Here is a 15,309-nt window from a genome sequence, read left to right on the forward strand (position 1 = left end):
TTGCCAATGAACTCGCTGCTAATTGCTGGAACTGATACCGACGCGGGCAAAACTGTTTTGACCAGCGCTCTGGCTGCTTATTGGCAAATGTATTTTCCCGATCGCAGTTTGGGAATTATGAAGCTGTTGCAAACAGGAACGGGCGATCGCGAACTCTACACCCGTTTGTTTTCCCTCGACCAATCCCCCGAAGAACTCAATCCGCTGCACTTTGATGCGCCTCTAGCACCGCCGATCGCCGCCGAACGGGAGGGGAGACGTATCGAACTCGAAAAGGTCTGGACGGCTTGGCAAAGCCTCTCGCAGCGCAAGGATTTTGTGTTGGTGGAATCTTTGGGAGGGCTGGGATCGCCTGTAACGTGGGAACTGACGGTGGCCGATATTGCCAGGGATTGGCGGCTGAGGGGGGTTTTGGTAGTACCTGTGAGGTTGGGGGCGATCGGGCAAGCTGTAGCGAATGTTGCTCTCGCCAGACACACTGGTTTTAAGCTGAGAGGAATTGTGCTCAATTGCGTTAAAGCTTATTCGGAACAAGAAATTGCCGATTTAGCGCCCGTTGATTTGATCCAGTCGCTGACTCAAATACCTGTGTTGGGTATTTTGCCGCATTTAGATGACCCGAGTGACCTGGCTAAATTAGCTAAAATTGCTTCAGATTTAGATTTAGAGCGGTTACTGCCAGGGGTTAATTTAGTTGCTCAGACTTCTAAATAACCCTATTCTAAACACCTCTCTTTCTCTTTCTTCTCTTCCTCTGCGTACTCTGCGCCCTCTGCGGTTCATTTAAAAAAAATCTCCTGCACAACTGGGATAGGATTGAAGAAGATTTTCTTTTAACCGCAGAGAGCGCAGAGAGCGCAGAGAAAGAGAAGAAAGAGTTTCACAACTTATTCTGGGCTGCTATAATTAGTGATTACCATTTATTAAGTGATTAAATCTAAAACCTAATCAAAAAAAAGGAGAATAAAACATGGTTTCTACTTTACCGAATTTAACGTCTGTCGATTTATCTCAATTGCGGCTGGAGATTAGAAATTTGCAGCCTCAGCTAGTCGAATGGCGTCGCCTTTTGCACCAAAAGCCGGAGTTGAGTTTTGATGAAAATTTAACGGCGCAGTTTGTCTCGCACAAGTTGCAGGAATGGGGCATAGATCATGAAACTAATATTGCTAAAACTGGTATTGTCGCCACTATAGACAGCGGCAAACCGGGGCGGGTTTTGGCAATTCGGGCGGATATGGATGCTTTGCCGATTCAAGAGGAAAATGAGGTGGATTATCGATCGCAGCATGATGGAATTATGCACGCTTGCGGCCACGACGGCCACACTGCGATCGCCCTCGGTACTGTTTGTTATCTCGCAAAGCACAAACACAGCTTTTCGGGTAAAGTAAAATTTATCTTTCAGCCCGCCGAAGAAGGGCCAGGGGGCGCAAAACCGATGATTGAAGCGGGAGTTTTGAAGAATCCTGATGTTGATGCGATCGTCGGCTTGCATTTGTGGAACAATCTACCTTTGGGTACTGTAGGCGTCCGCAGCGGCGCTTTGATGGCGGCTGTCGAAGTTTTTGACTGCACGATTTTTGGCAAAGGCGGACACGGTGCAATGCCACATCAGACTGTGGATTCGATCGTAGTTACAGCCCAAATTGTCAGCGCTTTGCAGGCTATTGTCGCGCGGAACATTGACCCGATCGACTCAGCGGTAGTAACTGTTGGCAAATTCCACGCAGGCCACACCCACAACGTCATTGCCGATACCGCTCAAATCGGTGGCACGGTGCGCTATTTCAATCCAGCATATCAAGGTTATTTTGCAAAGCGAATCGAGCAAGTAATTGCCGGAATTTGTCAGAGTCACGGGTCTAATTACCAATTAGATTATTGTTCGCTGTACCCGCCCGTTATTAATGATTCGAGAATAGCTGAATTAGTGCGCGGCGTGGCCGAATCAGTTGTCGAAACTCCGGCGGGAATCGTGCCGGAATGTCAAACAATGGGGGGCGAGGATATGTCGTTCTTTTTGCAAGAAGTTCCCGGTTGCTATTTCTTTTTGGGTTCTGCCAATCCAGAGAAAAACTTAGCTTACCCGCACCATCACCCGCGTTTTGATTTTGATGAAACTGCGCTGGGGATGGGTGTAGAAATGTTTGTGCGGTGTGTCGAAAATTTTTGTGTGATGTAAATCAGGCTTTCAGGGGCGGGCTAGAAGCCCACCCCACAAGAAAATTTAGTTTTTGTGGAAGAAGCAAATTGATGTCTTGTGGAACAGGCATCTTGCCTGTTCATGAGAATGGTACAACATTTCAGATATTACCGAGTTTGAAAGATATTCTGCACCATTTTCTTATCTACACTCGCCGCCGCCTTATCCAATTCGGCAATCTCCCCGGAGTCTAACTCCCACCCCAAAGCACCAATATTATCCCTGGCCTGTTCCACAGATTTCGCCCCAGGAATGGGAATAGTTTCTTTGCAGATGCACCAGTTGATTGCTACCTGCGAAACACTCTTGTTTCTGAATGCCGCTATTTCTCGCAAACATTCCAAAAGCGATCGCATTCCCGGAAGTAGCTGCTTGCACGCCAAACCTCGGATACCTTTAGGAAGAGAGCCATTTTCCGAGTATTTACCCGTCAGCAAACCCAAGGCTAGAGGACTGTAAGCAATCAATTTTATCCCCAATTCATCGCAAACATCTTTCAATCCGAGTTCTGTCACCGGATAGGTAGAAAGTAGCGAATATTGCACTTGTAAAGTAACAATAGGAATTTGGCGATCGCTAAATTTCCGATGCACCCATTTCAGCCGTTTCGGCCCGTAATTAGACAAGCCCACTCCCTTGACCAATCCTTGCTCGTAAAGGTCAGCCAGACCGTCTAAAAGAGCCCCCTCTTGCCAAGGAGCGTAATTGGCTGTGGACCAGTGCATTTGTACCAAATCTACATTTTTTCCGAGGCGCCCAGCAGAGGCTTTGCAAGCCGATATCATTGATTGTCGCGTCAGCCTCCAAGGATAAGCAGCCAGTTTTGTCGCAATACAAATACTGTCTTTATTTGCACCTTGATCTTGTTGAGAAAACTGCCCCAAAAGCTGCTCGCTGCGTCCGTTTAATTTGCCTGTTCCGTAAGAGTCGCCGGTATCGAATAAAGTGACGCCGTTACTAACACAAAGATTGAAAACGGCTTGCAATTCCTCGTCCATACTTTCATTGTAGCCCCAGAGCAATCGGTTGCCCCAAGCCCAAGTGCCGCAGCCCATTTTGGGCAGTAAAATTTTTTGCTTTGTTTGCATTTTTATTGATGGTAGTTGTTGGTAATACGGATAGTTTATAGGAACATAACTCGGTATTCCCTAGCCCCCAGTAGAGCTGTTTCATTCTGCCACGGGCCGCCAGGGACTCAAGTCCCTGTCTAATAGCATAAGTCGGTTAAAACCGACTCAAATAGTAATCTCCATTTTTAAAATTAGAGTTACACATATATTCTGCGCTAACTCTATACAAAAACAGCTTTGATAGAATTGCTACAGTCGTCTTTAGACGACTTCAGCTATGAAACAGGGGTTTAAACCCCTGTTGGACGGTCGGACTAATGGCACGCCCTACAAAATTACCAATGACTGATGACTCTTTAATTCTTTTACGTGGTGGGCGAGGGTGAAGGTGCGGTGTTTTTAATAGGTTGCTCTGGCTTAGCTTTCGGGTCGGGTTTGGGTGGCGCAGGTGGAGGAAAATTCGCCGCGCGTCTGGGTATTTGTAGCGCTGTTCGGAATGCAGAAGACGGGAAGAAAGCACTAAATTGAGAAAGTCGATCGGCGATGGGTTCTGGCGCATATTCCCACAAGCTTTCGTAGTAGAAGAAAGCGACGCCTAAGCCGTATCCTTGGACTGCTTGCACCTGAGATTTAATTTGCTGAATCGGTACTGGGTTATTTCTCAAACCTGTCATAATCCCAACTCCGGTGGGAATTTTTTGCTGTGCTTCTTGCATTTCTGGACGGTTAATCTTGTCCACAAATGATTCTAGATTGGGACGGTACACTTGCACGATTAGCTCGTCGGCAATATCCAAACGCACCCAAGCCAGCCAATCTTGCAGGTGATGTTTGTAAGCAAAATCGTAGTAATTGGGAGAAATCGAGAAAATTGCATTGGGTTTGACTGCTTTGACGGCTTGATTTAGCTGCGACATAAAAGCGGTAATTTTATTTGCTCGCCACTGCACCCATGCTGGATTTTGAAAATCTTTTGGCGGAGCTTTTTTTGTTTCTTTGGTATACAAAGCAACTGTGTAGTCATCGTAGCCAAATTCGGCAGGCAAACTCATGTGATCGTCAAATTGTATGCCGTCTGCGTTATATTGAGTGGTGATTTCTAGTACGAGTTCGGTAATGAATTGCTGGACTTCTGGATGAAAGGGATTGAGCCAAACTACTTCGCCGCCGGCGTCGTTTGAGGTTTGGCTGCCGTCCTGTTTTTGTGTCAGCCACTCGGGATGAAGTGTGGCTAATTCTGATGTGGGAGGAGCCATGAAACCAAACTCAAACCAAGGAATCACTAACAGGCCTTGGCGGTGAGCTTGCTCGATTAAATCGGCGAGCATATCTTGTCCATCTAACCCTCTGTAAACAAAGGGTTGAATGTCTCTTTGCTGCGCTACATAGCTGGGATACATTGCATAGCCAGAATTCCAGGCTACAGGATAAATTGTGTTGAAATTTAACCGCTTTAATTGGCTGACAGCATCTCCTAGTTTGCGACGATCTCTGAGGATGTCTTTGTCGTTTGTCGTCATCCAAACGCCGCGAATTTCCTGGCGGGGTTGCTGGGCGATCGCCGGAATGAAGTTGTTCGCCAGCAATACTATAATGAATGAGAGGGCAAACAGAAGCGGGAAAAGAGTTTTAATCGATCGCTGCCAACTGCGCGGAATGATGCGTAATGTCATAGTTTTGAATGGTGAGTTAGCTATCGAAACGCACCCCGGCATAATTTGCTGATAAAATTTGCTCGCTCTACAGTCTACAGCCATTTGCGCTGAATGTGGAATCGGTTAACTGAAATGGGTGAATTGATGTAATGCGATGGCAACTGAGCTAAGTATAATCTCTGAGACAGAGGGTAAGTGACAGCATTCTGTCTAACTGCTGGGAAATCAATTACGCACTGCAAGCTTTCCTTACCGGATAGTGCGGCCCCAGGAGTGCAAGTGCTGTACAATATCGGTGCTGGAACATTTCGATCGAACATCTGTAATTGTGAAACATTTAGTGTTAATTGGCGGCGGTCACAGCCATGCTATCGTATTAAAAATGTTCGGTATCAAACCGCTGCCTGGAGTGCGTTTGACTCTGATTAGCGACGTGCTGCACGCGCCTTATTCCGGGATGTTGCCGGGGCACGTTGCCGGGTTTTACGATTATGATGAATGTCACATCGATTTGCGCTCGCTCGCTGAATTTGCCGGATGTCAAATATTAATCGACCGGGCGATCGCGATCGACTTTAACAAAAACTTAGTTATTTGTCAAACTCGCCCTCCGGTTAATTTTGACTTGCTTTCTGTGGATATAGGCAGCACTCCTGCGACTTTATCTGTACCGGGTGCCGCAGAATATGCAATTGCAGCTAAACCCGTACCGGAGTTTTTAGCTAGCTGGAATCAGTTAATTTCCGAAAGGCAAAACTATCCCCAAAAACCGCTGCGGATAGCGATTGTAGGTGGCGGTGCAGGCGGCGTAGAATTAGCATTAAATATGCAATCTCGATTGGGGAAGGAAGAAGGAAGAGGGAAGAAGGAAGAGGGAAGAAGGAAGAGGGAAGAAAATTTATCATCAGAAATTCATTTGTTTCACAGCGGTGCTGAATTAATGCCTGCACATAACCATCAAGTGCGTCGCCGCATTCAAGAAATTCTCATCAGTCGCGGCATTCAATTGCATTTAAAGGAAAAAGTCTGTGCTGTAAAAAAGATTGAGAGGGAAACCACTCTTCAATTCCCTACCGATTACCAAATTTCCTGTAAATCAGGTTTAGAATTAGAGTGCGATCGCATTTTTTGGGTGACACAAGCATCGGCAGCCAATTGGATCGGAGAATCCGGTTTAGCAGCCGATTCAAACGGCTTTATCCAAGTCAACGATTGCCTGCAATCAGTCTCTCACCCCAACGTATTTGCGGCTGGAGATATAGCTGCGATGGTTAATTATCCCCGTCCCAAAGCAGGCGTGTTTGCCGTGCGTCAGGGCAAACCGCTGTTTGAAAATTTGCAGCAGTTTTTATTGGGAAAACCCCTCAAACCCTTTGCACCGCAGGAACAATACTTAGGGTTAATTGGTACTGGGAATAAAAGGGCGATCGCATCTCGCGGATCTTTCATGTGGGAATCGGCGCTGCTGTGGTACTGGAAAGATTGGATCGATCGCCAATTTATGCAAAAATTTAGCAATCTGCCCAAAACCCGCAATACCAAATAGCAATACATTCAGATATTCTCCTCTCTTCCTCTGCCTCAACAGCGTCAATAGCGGTAAATAAAAAAAGTCTTATTCAAAAACCCTTTAAGCTTGCTATAGTAATATCAGAAGTAAGAAAAACTAACTATGTTCAGAAAAATTGGATTTTGGGTGATTTGGATTGCATTTACCACCTACGCCTTTGTATTTGCACCACCCGACAGCCCAGAACAAACCATCACACTAATTACCAATCTTTCCACAGGCAAAATAGCAGACATCAACCCTTTAATTGTAGCGTTGTTCAACCTCATGGGAGTCTGGCCGCTCATCTACAGTTGTGTCTTATTTGCTGACGGCAGGGGCCAAAAAATACCTGCATGGTTGTTTGCCACTTTATCCTTTGGCGTCGGCGCGTTTGCCTTGCTGCCTTATTTAGCCCTGCGCGAACCTAATCCAGAATTTTCTGCTCCTAAAAATATCTTTTTAAAGATATTAGACTCCCGTTTTACTGGAATTTTCTTAACATTAGCTGCTGTTGGTTTAGTTGCCTTTGGCTTGACAAAAGGCGATTGGTATGATTTTTTTACCCAGTGGCAAACCAACCGTTTTATCCACGTAATGAGTTTAGACTTTTGTATGCTTTGCCTACTATTTCCTGCCTTATTAGGAGACGATATGGCCCGCCGAGGAATGCAGAGTTATATAGCATTTTGGGCAGTAACATTAGTACCGCTGTTCGGGCCGCTGGCTTATCTGTGCACGCGCAAACCGCTGCCGGAAACTAATACTGAAACTGTTACAAATTAGACAGCCGTGCAGGGAAGTTTCAGTGTAATGTAGGAATTAATCACAAGTAATCAGATAAGAAACAGGCAAGATGCCTGTTTCACAATAAGTAAGTTTTATTGTGGGCCGTTGCCCCTAGTAGCCCGCCCATGAAAAACTTATTACAAATAGTGCCAAATCAGAGTATTAATCTAAATAATTATCTCCCAACCTCTAGCAAATGAAAAAATTTCCGATTGTTGGCATCACAACATACAACCGCTGTCCAGTAGGCGAATATCGCTTAAATGGAACTTATATTGATGCAGTGCAGGCTGCTGGTGGCATTCCGATTTTGCTGCCGCCCAATCAATTAGATTCGGCTAGTATTTTGGATGCAGTAGATGGTTTGATTTTTTCCGGTGGCGGAGATATCAACCCAGAACTTTATGGCGGTTATGTCGATCGCACAGTTTACTCGGTTAATGCAGAACGCGACAATTTTGAATTAAGCTTAGCAAAGCTAGCTTTGAAGGCTGACATACCTGTGTTGGGGATTTGTCGGGGAATGCAAATGTTGAACGTAGCCAGCGGCGGCAGTTTGGTGATTCACGTACCGGATGCTTACGGAGACGAGATTAATCACGGATCGGGAATTCCCCCGCGCGCGATCGAGCATACCATTGAAATTGAGCCAACCAGTAGGCTAGCAAAAATTATGGGAAAAACTTCAACAACAGTGGTTTCCTGGCATCATCAAGCAGTGAGGAAGGTAACATCCGATTGGCAAATAGTAGCCAATGCACCTGACACTTTGGTAGAAGCAATGGAACACTGCTATCACCCTTGGATGATAGCAATTCAATGGCACCCAGAAATGTCACCAAACTGTTCGTTCAACTCTCGAATTTTTAAGGCTTTCGTAGAAGCTGCAGCTTCAAAATTTATGAATTCTACCAAGTCTGCATCAAAGGCAATTCATACATTTTGATAGTCACTTATTCTTGATAGTCAGTATCTATTTCAATATCCAGGGTATCTTCATCTATTCTGACATACAGAACATTCGGGCGACAGCAAACCTGACAATCTTCGATATAAGATTGCTCCATACCACCGCTGATATCAACAAAAGTTGTACTCGGTTCGCCGCAGAAAGCACAGTAATATTCAGCCGTTGTTTGCATTTTTCTCGCACTCTCTTTTTGTGACTTCGTGGCGGTAACGAAACATATCTGTTAACCGCATTTCCACCCACCAACCTAACAGCAAATCGACAATCGGGCCGCCCGGAATCGAAAATGCGATCGCATCTGTCAATCTAGTCTTGCCATTTTCTGAGGTAAACTCGTGTCGGTGAGTCCAACTTGCCATCGGCCCCTCAGTTTGTTCATCAACAAACAAGCGATATTGTTCGCACTCAGTGTGAGTCGCCACCCATTTTACAGGAATCGGCCCCAATAACAGGCGAAATTCCGATACAGCACCCACATCGAGTCCCCCTTCGCGGCGAATGATTTTCACCGGTTGCCAAGGCGGAGTCAAAAGTTGCAGAATGTCCGGCCTTTCGTGAAAGTTCCAGACGGCTTCAACAGTGGCATTAATCAGCGACGAGTATTTAAAATTAGGCATTGTATCGTTGGGCTACACAGTTAAGTGCGATCGCGTTTCAGCATTTGCACTATTATCCTCTGTATCAGTACAAACAGCCACTGTTAGTTTCAATCCCAAAGAATTCAGCCAAGTTCCCAGATTGTAAATCGCATCACTTCCTTGTAGCGATAGCAATTCATCCAGTTTTTTTAAGTGCAATTCATATTCTTCAGGAGTCATTTTTGGTTGACCTAGAGCTTCAGCTACATCGCCCAGAGCTCGTTTCAGTAATGCTTCGTCAGGTTCTTCGCCTTCATCTAATTCAAAATGAGTTTCAATATAAGTTGCTGCTAGTTCCGGCTTTTTTCTTAGAGATTCAATCAAAAATCGACGATAAGGTAGGCTTTTAGGCATTTTTGGGTTTTGGTAAACAGTTAATTCAGAGCGGCTTTCAGGCATTTTTGGGTTTTGGTAAACAGTTAATTCAGAGCGGCTTTCAGGCATTTTTATGCTGTTTTCGGACTCGCAAACAGTCACAGTAAGTTTGAACCCCAAAGCCTTCAGCCAAGTTCCCCGATTGTAAATCGCATCGCTACCGGCTTGTGACAGCAACTCATCGAGTTTTTCCTGATTAATTCTAGCCTGTTCTGGGGCTATCTGCTTTTTGCTAAGAACTTCTGCTACATTGCTGAGTACCATTTTTAGCAGTTCCGCTTCGGGGTTTTCTTCTTCAAAAAAAGCCTCTAGATACATAGCAGAGTCTGTTGGGTTTCTGATAGACCGTATTAGAAAGGGATGGTAAGCTAAACTTTTAAGCATTGTCTTAACTCCTAGTTATACTCCAGAAAAGCCACTGGGGAAAGATGGAAAAACTTAGCTAACTTTTGAATTTGACGCGCCGTCAGTTCCCGCTTTCCATCCATCATCTCAGATACCCAAGACTCGGATTCAAAAATATCAACCAAATCTTTTTCTTGAATATTGTCTTCTACCATCAATGCTTTCAGTAGTGCGATACCTTTTAAGACTGGCATTGGCTCATGTTTTTGTTCGTAATCATAAACAAGAGTACCCAACACGTTTAAGTAGTCCCGATCGTCCTGCGTGAGATTGCTCTGACTCACAATAGAATCAATCCGATTTTGTGTAGCGATTAACTCAGCTTCACAAGTAATTGGACGCGGAGGAAAAATTGTGATTATTTCAATATAGTAGCTACTAGGAGTTTTTAAACCAGTCGTCATTTTTCCAGTTCTCCTTATTATATTCTGCATGAGTTAAAACACAGCGGACAAACACTATCTGGTATTCAAAATCGATAAAAGCAATTAACCGATAGTTATTGCCCCCAATATTAAATACCGTAAAGTTACCTACTAAGTCAGCCGAAGGAAATACTTTACGAATATCTACTAAACTTTGCCATTCAGCATCACAACTACGCTGATACCACAGCAACAGACTTGTTTCAGCATTGGGGTGTGTTTCCCAAAATTCTTTTAGTCGTTTTCGGCTAATGACACGCATGACACTATTATAATCTAATTTACTAAACGCGACTTAGTGAATTCTCACATTCTTGATTTGGCTGTCGTGTTGTATGACTCATCGCCTCAGCCAAATGCTTCTTCAAAGTCGGCTCCGGTAGCGGCCCTTTTAAATGACTCCAAGGCAAAACCTGCTCCAATTCCCACTCTTGAAAAACATAAAAATCCATCTCCGGCAACTGTCCCCGCAACTCCTTAAATGCCCGCCGATAACTGCCCAAAGTATCGCCGTAATGCCGCACTAATTCCAACAGCCGAGACAACCGCCGATCGCCCTTTGACAACAAACCCTGAACCACAGACCAGTTATAGCTTTCAGGTCTAAATTCTAAACCTAACTTACGCAATTCTTTATCTAAAAACTTCAGCCTCTTCTCCGCATCTTTATTCACTCCCAACCACTGAAAAGGAGTGTGAGATTTCGGGACAAAAGTGCTGCATCCCAGAGTCAACCGCAAACCTGGAGCGGCTTTTCTCATCGCCCGCATCATCTCCACTGTCTCCTCTAAATCCTCCATTTCTTCGCCGGGAATTCCCGCCATCCCGTAAAGTTTAATTCCCTTTAAGCCGCCAGCCTTAGCATTGATAGCAGCTTGAATAATTTCGTCATTTGTGAGTTTTTTGTTAACGATTTTGCGGAGGCGAGCGCTCCCGCTTTCCACCGCAATCGTCACTGATTTGCTGTCTCTGTTTGTCAATATTTCTGCCAATTTAACTGTCACCGTGTTCGTCCGTACCGAAGAAAGACTCAGGCGCACACCGTCGTATTTCGGATGATTCAAATGATCCAGCAAGGCTTCAAATTCCGGGTGCTGAGTGACCGAAGCACCCAACAAACCTAAACGATTAGTCACAGCTAAACCGCGATCGATCGCCGGAATTAGCGAACCCTCCAAACTCGCAGTTCTAAACGGCAAAGTCAGATAACTTGCCAAACAAAAACGGCACATTTCTGGACAACTCCGAACCACTTCCACCATGTAAATATTTTCCCAAGCTGCTTTTTCGGTCACCACAGTGGAAGCAGATAAAGTATTGCCGCGATAAGTCTGTTTTTCAACCATACTGGGAATTCCCGAATCCACAGGCTGAATCGATTTAATACCCTCAGCCGCATCCAGATAAGTTACTTCGTACAAACTGGGGACGTAAACTCCCGGAACTTGGGCTAAATGCCGCAATTTAGTTTGTCTGTCGGCGGTACGGACTTCTTTATAAGCATCAATAAAATTGTCAATGAGATGTTCACCATCTCCCAGCAAAATCACATCAAAAAAATCTGCAAAAGGTTCTGGATTAGCAGTAAAAACCGGGCCCCCGCCGAATACTATCGGATGATTATCCGTTCGTTTTGACGCCCAAATCGGAATTTCTAGAGATTCCAATAAATTTAGGATATTTACATAATCTAGTTCCCAAGAAAGCGAAAATCCCAGTAATTCTGGATTTCGGGGAAGTTGTTCCCGGATATCAGTAAATAAACGGCCCACTTCAATATCCGATCGCACAGCCAAAGTTGCCCACACTATCTGATAGCCGAGACTGGTAATACCTACGGTGTACTCGTTGGGAAAAGCAAAAATAGTGGGGATAGCATCAGTATCGGGCGTTGCGGGGGCAAATAGTAAGCGTTCTTGAGCAAAGGGATTAGGAGTCACGGGCAAATTTAGTTTTAACAATAGGTCTGTTCTTATCTCATTTTAAGCCATTACCAAAGTCATTGTAGGGTGCGTCAGGGTTGAATGTGGCGACCACAAACTAAGAATCTCCCCCCTGACGCACCCTATCGTTAGTTAGCTGTTACATCCGTTACATCCGAAGAAAGCGAATCTGTTGGCGAACTTCCTTCTTGCTTCTTCAAATTTACTCTGAAATAGAATTGTGATCGTCCTGAGTTCTCGGAGTAGTCGGAGTAGGCGGTGCACTGTGAAAAGTTGCAATCAGCAAACAGATAATCCCAGCATTAATAAACACATCCGCCAGATTAAATACCGGGAACCGAATGAGCCGAAAATCGATAAAATCTACAACATGGCCCGAAACAAATCGATCGATCCCATTCCCCAGTGCTCCCCCCAAAATCAAACCGTAGCCAGCTTGTTCCCAGCGGTTAATTCGCGGCCCGAACCAAGCCAGCACAATCAATCCCACACTAACGCCCAAAGACAGCCAGCGCAACCAAATCGCCCCGCCATTGCTGAACAGACTAAAAGCGGCACCTGTATTAACAACATAAGTGAAGTGAAACACCCCGGGTAACAGCGGCTGCGTCTGCGGAGGAACCGTCAAGTCAAAATTTTGTACCACCCAAAACTTAGTCAGGTGGTCTAAAACTAAACTGATAACAGCAGCAATCCAAAACCAGGGATTTCTTTTAAAACGCATGAATTAAGCAATAGAAAATGGGGCATCGGGCATGAGAGAATTTACTCCAATCTCACTTGTCATTGCGATCAGAATGCAGTGCAGCAAAGCAATCCCAGCCGCAGCGAGATTAATCTCCCGTTTGGCAATGATAGTATAACCTTATTTTGGACACTTACCAGTTACCTCTTCCTTCTTCCTTCTTCCTCCTTCCTTCTTCCTGAAATCCGTTACATCCGTTACATCCGTTACATAATCCGTTGCCGAACTTCCTTCGCAATTAATAAAACATCAATCGGCGCAAAGTAAATGACAGCACTGCGATCGCACAAACTACCGCCAATTGTCCCGGCAGGGGATAAACCGAATATTTAAGAATCTCATCGAATAAAGGTGTTTTTTTTGCCGGAGGCAGCCAGTAAGTAAAAATTAGATAAGTTAAGCCGATCGCGTGAACAGTGAACAAACCGCACAAACAGCTAAAAGCCATAGATTCCAGCCGCGAAGCCACCTTAAAAGCCACCCAGCCGCACACCCAAGCACCAGGCACAAAACCCAGCAAATACCCAAAACTCGCTTCTTTGAGATAGCCGATGCCGCCGCCTTGAGAAAAAACTGGCCACAAAGTTAATCCTAATGCCAAATAAGCAATTTGCGAGAGAGCCGCAGCATTTTTTCCCCCCATGCAGCCTACTAGCAAAACGGCTCCAATTTGATAGGTAACACCTAAAGAGTACGCCTGAAGTCCTCGATCGTCCCACAACCCAATAGGAATTGTGACAGATGCAGGCAAAAAAGTGCCTCCTATCGTCAGAAGCAAACCAATAACAGCCCAGATTAGTTCAATAGGAGCAGGCATTATAGCAGAAGAAAGAAGGAAGACCGAAGTTGCAATCGACCGTTTATGTTTGTGCACTTAAGAACGTCCTAACCGTCAGGGCGGTTGCCATATCATCAAACAGCATTCGTCAGGATGTATTTGTCAGATGCAAGCTTCAATGCCCGCAGCTTTTAAATTCTTAATACTAGCACTACTGTCAAAATAACCACCATTGTATGGTTTTCTGGTTCTCAAGCCTCGATCTTGTGATAATTTAATGGGGAATTTTTCGCTATCGGGCGATCGACTGCTTGTTTCCGTAGCTATTTCTATGCCCTATATCTTATAGAGTCACACTTGTCAAGCTCATAAATAACATTAATAATATTAATTAATATTAAATTGCGATTAAGTGTAAAGATTCTTAACCTAACCTTTACTTTTGCGCGCTATGCTGATGCGGGAGACCCATATAACGATCGCAGATTTTTTATACCTATGCTTTTTCGTCTCAACTTGATTAATCCAAACCGTTTGACTACTGCAATTTCCGCTATGGCGATCGCCCTCAGTGTAGCAGCTTGCACCAGTCCCAGCACAAACACAAGCACCACCACCAGCCCCGGCGACACCGCAGCATCCCCCGGCGCTTCCCCCGTTGCAGCCACGGGCACCGCGGAAAACACCAAACTCGCCCTAGCCTCAGACGTAGCAATCACCGCAGCCGGCGCCTCATTCCCCGCCCCTCTGTACCAGCGTTGGTTTCAAGACTTCAACAAAATCAACCCCAAAGTACAAATTAACTATCAATCAGTAGGCAGCGGCGCCGGAGTCGAACAATTTACCAAAGGCACAGTAGACTTTGGGGCCAGCGACACCGGCATGAAAGACGACGAAATCGCCAAAGTTCCAGCAGACAAAGGCGTGATCTTGCTACCCATGACAGCCGGCAGTATCGTCATCGGCTACAACCTGCCAGACTTAACCGAACCATTGAAACTACCACGGGATGTTTACGCAGATATCTTCGCGGGTAAAATTACCAACTGGAACGATCCCAGAATTGCAGCCGCCAACCCGGCCGCTAAATTGCCAGACCAAGCCATCACCATCGTCCACCGTTCCGACGGTAGCGGTACCACCGCCGTCTTCACCAAACACCTGAGTGCCATCAGCCCCGACTGGAAAAGTGCAGTAGGCGACGGCAAAACAGTACAGTGGCCCGTAGGCGTAGGCGCAAAAGGCAACGAAGGCGTCACAGCCCAAATTCTGCAAACCGTAGGCAGCCTCGGCTACATAGAATACGGCTATGCCAAAAACAACAATGTCAAATTTGCATCTTTGGAAAACAAAGCAGGCAGCTTTGTCGCACCTACCGACGAATCAGCTTCTCAAGCTTTAGCAACTGTGCCGATGCCGGAAAACCTGCGAGCATTTATCGAAGACCCCGAAGGCGCTCAATCCTATCCAATTGTCACCTACACTTGGATGCTCGTCCCCAAAACAGTTACTGACCCCAACAAAGCCAAAACCATCGAGGCAATGGTTGAATACGGCTTAACTGAAGGTCAAAAAGTTAGTTCCGAATTGGGCTACGTTCCTCTGCCCCAAAGCGTTAAAGAAAAAGTAGCCGCGGCCGCTGACGGCATCAGCGCAGACTACAAGATTGAGGTTGCCAAATAGTAACTGTTGACTGTTGACTGTTGACTGTTGTCCGTTGTCAGAGGGAAAAAAGCCCTTCGGCATTGCGCGTGCGGGTAA

Annotated in this window: 16 protein-coding genes; 6 read left to right on the plus strand and 10 right to left on the minus strand. The window is 45.5% G+C overall.

Going from position 1 to position 15,309, the window contains the following annotated elements; genetic code table 11:
- Positions 1 to 6: 6 nt before the first annotated feature.
- Together bioD and QUB25_RS19055 are read left to right on the plus strand one after the other, a co-directional pair.
- Positions 7 to 714, plus strand: coding sequence for a dethiobiotin synthase (gene bioD, locus QUB25_RS19050; RefSeq protein WP_333185118.1), 708 nt, complete (start codon positions 7 to 9; stop codon positions 712 to 714).
- Positions 715 to 970: 256 nt separating this feature from the next.
- Positions 971 to 2,185 (plus strand): M20 family metallopeptidase, encoded by a 1,215-nt coding sequence (locus tag QUB25_RS19055; RefSeq protein ID WP_333185120.1) that lies wholly within the window; start codon positions 971 to 973, stop codon positions 2,183 to 2,185.
- Between the two features lie 128 nt (positions 2,186 to 2,313).
- Here the strand turns inward: QUB25_RS19055 and QUB25_RS19060 are convergent, their stop codons facing one another.
- Together QUB25_RS19060 and QUB25_RS19065 are read right to left on the minus strand one after the other, a co-directional pair.
- Positions 2,314 to 3,294: an aldo/keto reductase gene (locus tag QUB25_RS19060; RefSeq protein WP_333185122.1), complete on the minus strand. Its 981-nt coding sequence runs from the start codon at positions 3,292 to 3,294 to the stop codon at positions 2,314 to 2,316.
- A gap of 347 nt (positions 3,295 to 3,641) precedes the next feature.
- Positions 3,642 to 5,033, minus strand: coding sequence for a glycoside hydrolase family 10 protein (locus tag QUB25_RS19065; protein WP_333185124.1), 1,392 nt, complete (start codon positions 5,031 to 5,033; stop codon positions 3,642 to 3,644).
- A 226-nt stretch (positions 5,034 to 5,259) separates the two neighbouring features.
- On the opposite strand from QUB25_RS19065, the gene QUB25_RS19070 reads away from it, so the two are divergent.
- The 3 genes from QUB25_RS19070 (at position 5,260) to QUB25_RS19080 (ending at position 8,215) form a co-directional block, all read left to right on the plus strand.
- Positions 5,260 to 6,477 (plus strand): FAD-dependent oxidoreductase, encoded by a 1,218-nt coding sequence (locus QUB25_RS19070; protein WP_333185127.1) that lies wholly within the window; start codon positions 5,260 to 5,262, stop codon positions 6,475 to 6,477.
- A gap of 126 nt (positions 6,478 to 6,603) precedes the next feature.
- Positions 6,604 to 7,266 carry a DUF2834 domain-containing protein gene (locus QUB25_RS19075; protein ID WP_333185129.1) on the plus strand — a complete coding sequence of 221 codons (663 nt, stop codon included), beginning with the start codon at positions 6,604 to 6,606 and terminating at the stop codon, positions 7,264 to 7,266.
- A 199-nt stretch (positions 7,267 to 7,465) separates the two neighbouring features.
- Positions 7,466 to 8,215 (plus strand): gamma-glutamyl-gamma-aminobutyrate hydrolase family protein, encoded by a 750-nt coding sequence (locus QUB25_RS19080; RefSeq protein ID WP_333185131.1) that lies wholly within the window; start codon positions 7,466 to 7,468, stop codon positions 8,213 to 8,215.
- A 7-nt stretch (positions 8,216 to 8,222) separates the two neighbouring features.
- On the opposite strand, the gene QUB25_RS19085 is transcribed toward QUB25_RS19080, so the two are convergent.
- The 8 genes from QUB25_RS19085 to QUB25_RS19120 all read right to left on the minus strand — a co-directional run bounded on the left by QUB25_RS19085 (position 8,223) and on the right by QUB25_RS19120 (position 13,587).
- On the minus strand, positions 8,223 to 8,411 hold the full coding sequence (locus tag QUB25_RS19085; RefSeq protein ID WP_006635525.1) for a CPXCG motif-containing cysteine-rich protein: 189 nt from the start codon (positions 8,409 to 8,411) through the stop codon (positions 8,223 to 8,225).
- Complete coding sequence (locus tag QUB25_RS19090; RefSeq protein ID WP_333185133.1) at positions 8,395 to 8,856, minus strand: SRPBCC family protein; 462 nt, start codon at positions 8,854 to 8,856, stop codon at positions 8,395 to 8,397. The genes QUB25_RS19085 and QUB25_RS19090 overlap by 17 nt, the downstream gene beginning before the upstream one ends.
- 12 nt (positions 8,857 to 8,868) lie before the next feature.
- Positions 8,869 to 9,636: a hypothetical protein gene (locus tag QUB25_RS19095; RefSeq protein ID WP_333185135.1), complete on the minus strand. Its 768-nt coding sequence runs from the start codon at positions 9,634 to 9,636 to the stop codon at positions 8,869 to 8,871.
- 11 nt (positions 9,637 to 9,647) lie between these two features.
- Positions 9,648 to 10,061, minus strand: coding sequence for a transcriptional regulator (locus tag QUB25_RS19100; protein ID WP_333185137.1), 414 nt, complete (start codon positions 10,059 to 10,061; stop codon positions 9,648 to 9,650).
- Positions 10,036 to 10,344 carry a type II toxin-antitoxin system HigB family toxin gene (locus tag QUB25_RS19105; RefSeq protein WP_333185139.1) on the minus strand — a complete coding sequence of 103 codons (309 nt, stop codon included), beginning with the start codon at positions 10,342 to 10,344 and terminating at the stop codon, positions 10,036 to 10,038. The genes QUB25_RS19100 and QUB25_RS19105 overlap by 26 nt, the downstream gene beginning before the upstream one ends.
- Positions 10,345 to 10,366: 22 nt before the next feature.
- Complete coding sequence (locus QUB25_RS19110; protein ID WP_333185205.1) at positions 10,367 to 12,022, minus strand: radical SAM protein; 1,656 nt, start codon at positions 12,020 to 12,022, stop codon at positions 10,367 to 10,369.
- A gap of 205 nt (positions 12,023 to 12,227) precedes the next feature.
- Positions 12,228 to 12,749, minus strand: a complete 522-nt coding sequence (gene lspA, locus QUB25_RS19115) for a signal peptidase II (RefSeq protein WP_333060393.1) — start codon at positions 12,747 to 12,749, stop codon at positions 12,228 to 12,230.
- A 259-nt stretch (positions 12,750 to 13,008) separates the two neighbouring features.
- On the minus strand, positions 13,009 to 13,587 hold the full coding sequence (locus QUB25_RS19120) for a biotin transporter BioY (RefSeq protein ID WP_333036862.1): 579 nt from the start codon (positions 13,585 to 13,587) through the stop codon (positions 13,009 to 13,011).
- Positions 13,588 to 14,046: 459 nt separating this feature from the next.
- Here QUB25_RS19120 and pstS point away from each other — a divergent pair, with 459 nt between their 5' ends.
- A complete protein-coding gene (pstS, locus tag QUB25_RS19125) occupies positions 14,047 to 15,231 on the plus strand; it encodes a phosphate ABC transporter substrate-binding protein PstS (RefSeq protein ID WP_333185142.1) in 1,185 nt (394 codons plus the stop codon).
- The last annotated feature ends 78 nt before the right edge of the window (positions 15,232 to 15,309 follow it).

The sequence above is a fragment of the Microcoleus sp. B3-D7 genome (assembly GCF_036705305.1).
Classification (GTDB): Bacteria; Cyanobacteriota; Cyanobacteriia; order Cyanobacteriales; family Microcoleaceae; genus Microcoleus.

Bases quoted from the DNA above. Each gene is read 5' to 3' on its own strand.
- QUB25_RS19100 (WP_333185137.1), bottom strand. From the start codon at position 10,061: ATGACGACTGGTTTAAAAACTCCTAGTAGCTACTATATTGAAATAATC.
- lspA (WP_333060393.1), bottom strand. From the start codon at position 12,749: ATGCGTTTTAAAAGAAATCCCTGGTTTTGGATTGCTGCTGTTATCAGT.
- QUB25_RS19065 (WP_333185124.1), bottom strand. From the start codon at position 5,033: ATGGCTGTAGACTGTAGAGCGAGCAAATTTTATCAGCAAATTATGCCG.
- pstS (WP_333185142.1), top strand. From the start codon at position 14,047: ATGCTTTTTCGTCTCAACTTGATTAATCCAAACCGTTTGACTACTGCA.
- QUB25_RS19120 (WP_333036862.1), bottom strand. From the start codon at position 13,587: ATGCCTGCTCCTATTGAACTAATCTGGGCTGTTATTGGTTTGCTTCTG.
- QUB25_RS19080 (WP_333185131.1), top strand. From the start codon at position 7,466: ATGAAAAAATTTCCGATTGTTGGCATCACAACATACAACCGCTGTCCA.
- QUB25_RS19095 (WP_333185135.1), bottom strand. From the start codon at position 9,636: ATGCTTAAAAGTTTAGCTTACCATCCCTTTCTAATACGGTCTATCAGA.
- QUB25_RS19090 (WP_333185133.1), bottom strand. From the start codon at position 8,856: ATGCCTAATTTTAAATACTCGTCGCTGATTAATGCCACTGTTGAAGCC.
- QUB25_RS19060 (WP_333185122.1), bottom strand. From the start codon at position 3,294: ATGCAAACAAAGCAAAAAATTTTACTGCCCAAAATGGGCTGCGGCACT.
- QUB25_RS19075 (WP_333185129.1), top strand. From the start codon at position 6,604: ATGTTCAGAAAAATTGGATTTTGGGTGATTTGGATTGCATTTACCACC.
- bioD (WP_333185118.1), top strand. From the start codon at position 7: ATGAACTCGCTGCTAATTGCTGGAACTGATACCGACGCGGGCAAAACT.
- QUB25_RS19055 (WP_333185120.1), top strand. From the start codon at position 971: ATGGTTTCTACTTTACCGAATTTAACGTCTGTCGATTTATCTCAATTG.
- QUB25_RS19085 (WP_006635525.1), bottom strand. From the start codon at position 8,411: ATGCAAACAACGGCTGAATATTACTGTGCTTTCTGCGGCGAACCGAGT.
- QUB25_RS19105 (WP_333185139.1), bottom strand. From the start codon at position 10,344: ATGCGTGTCATTAGCCGAAAACGACTAAAAGAATTTTGGGAAACACAC.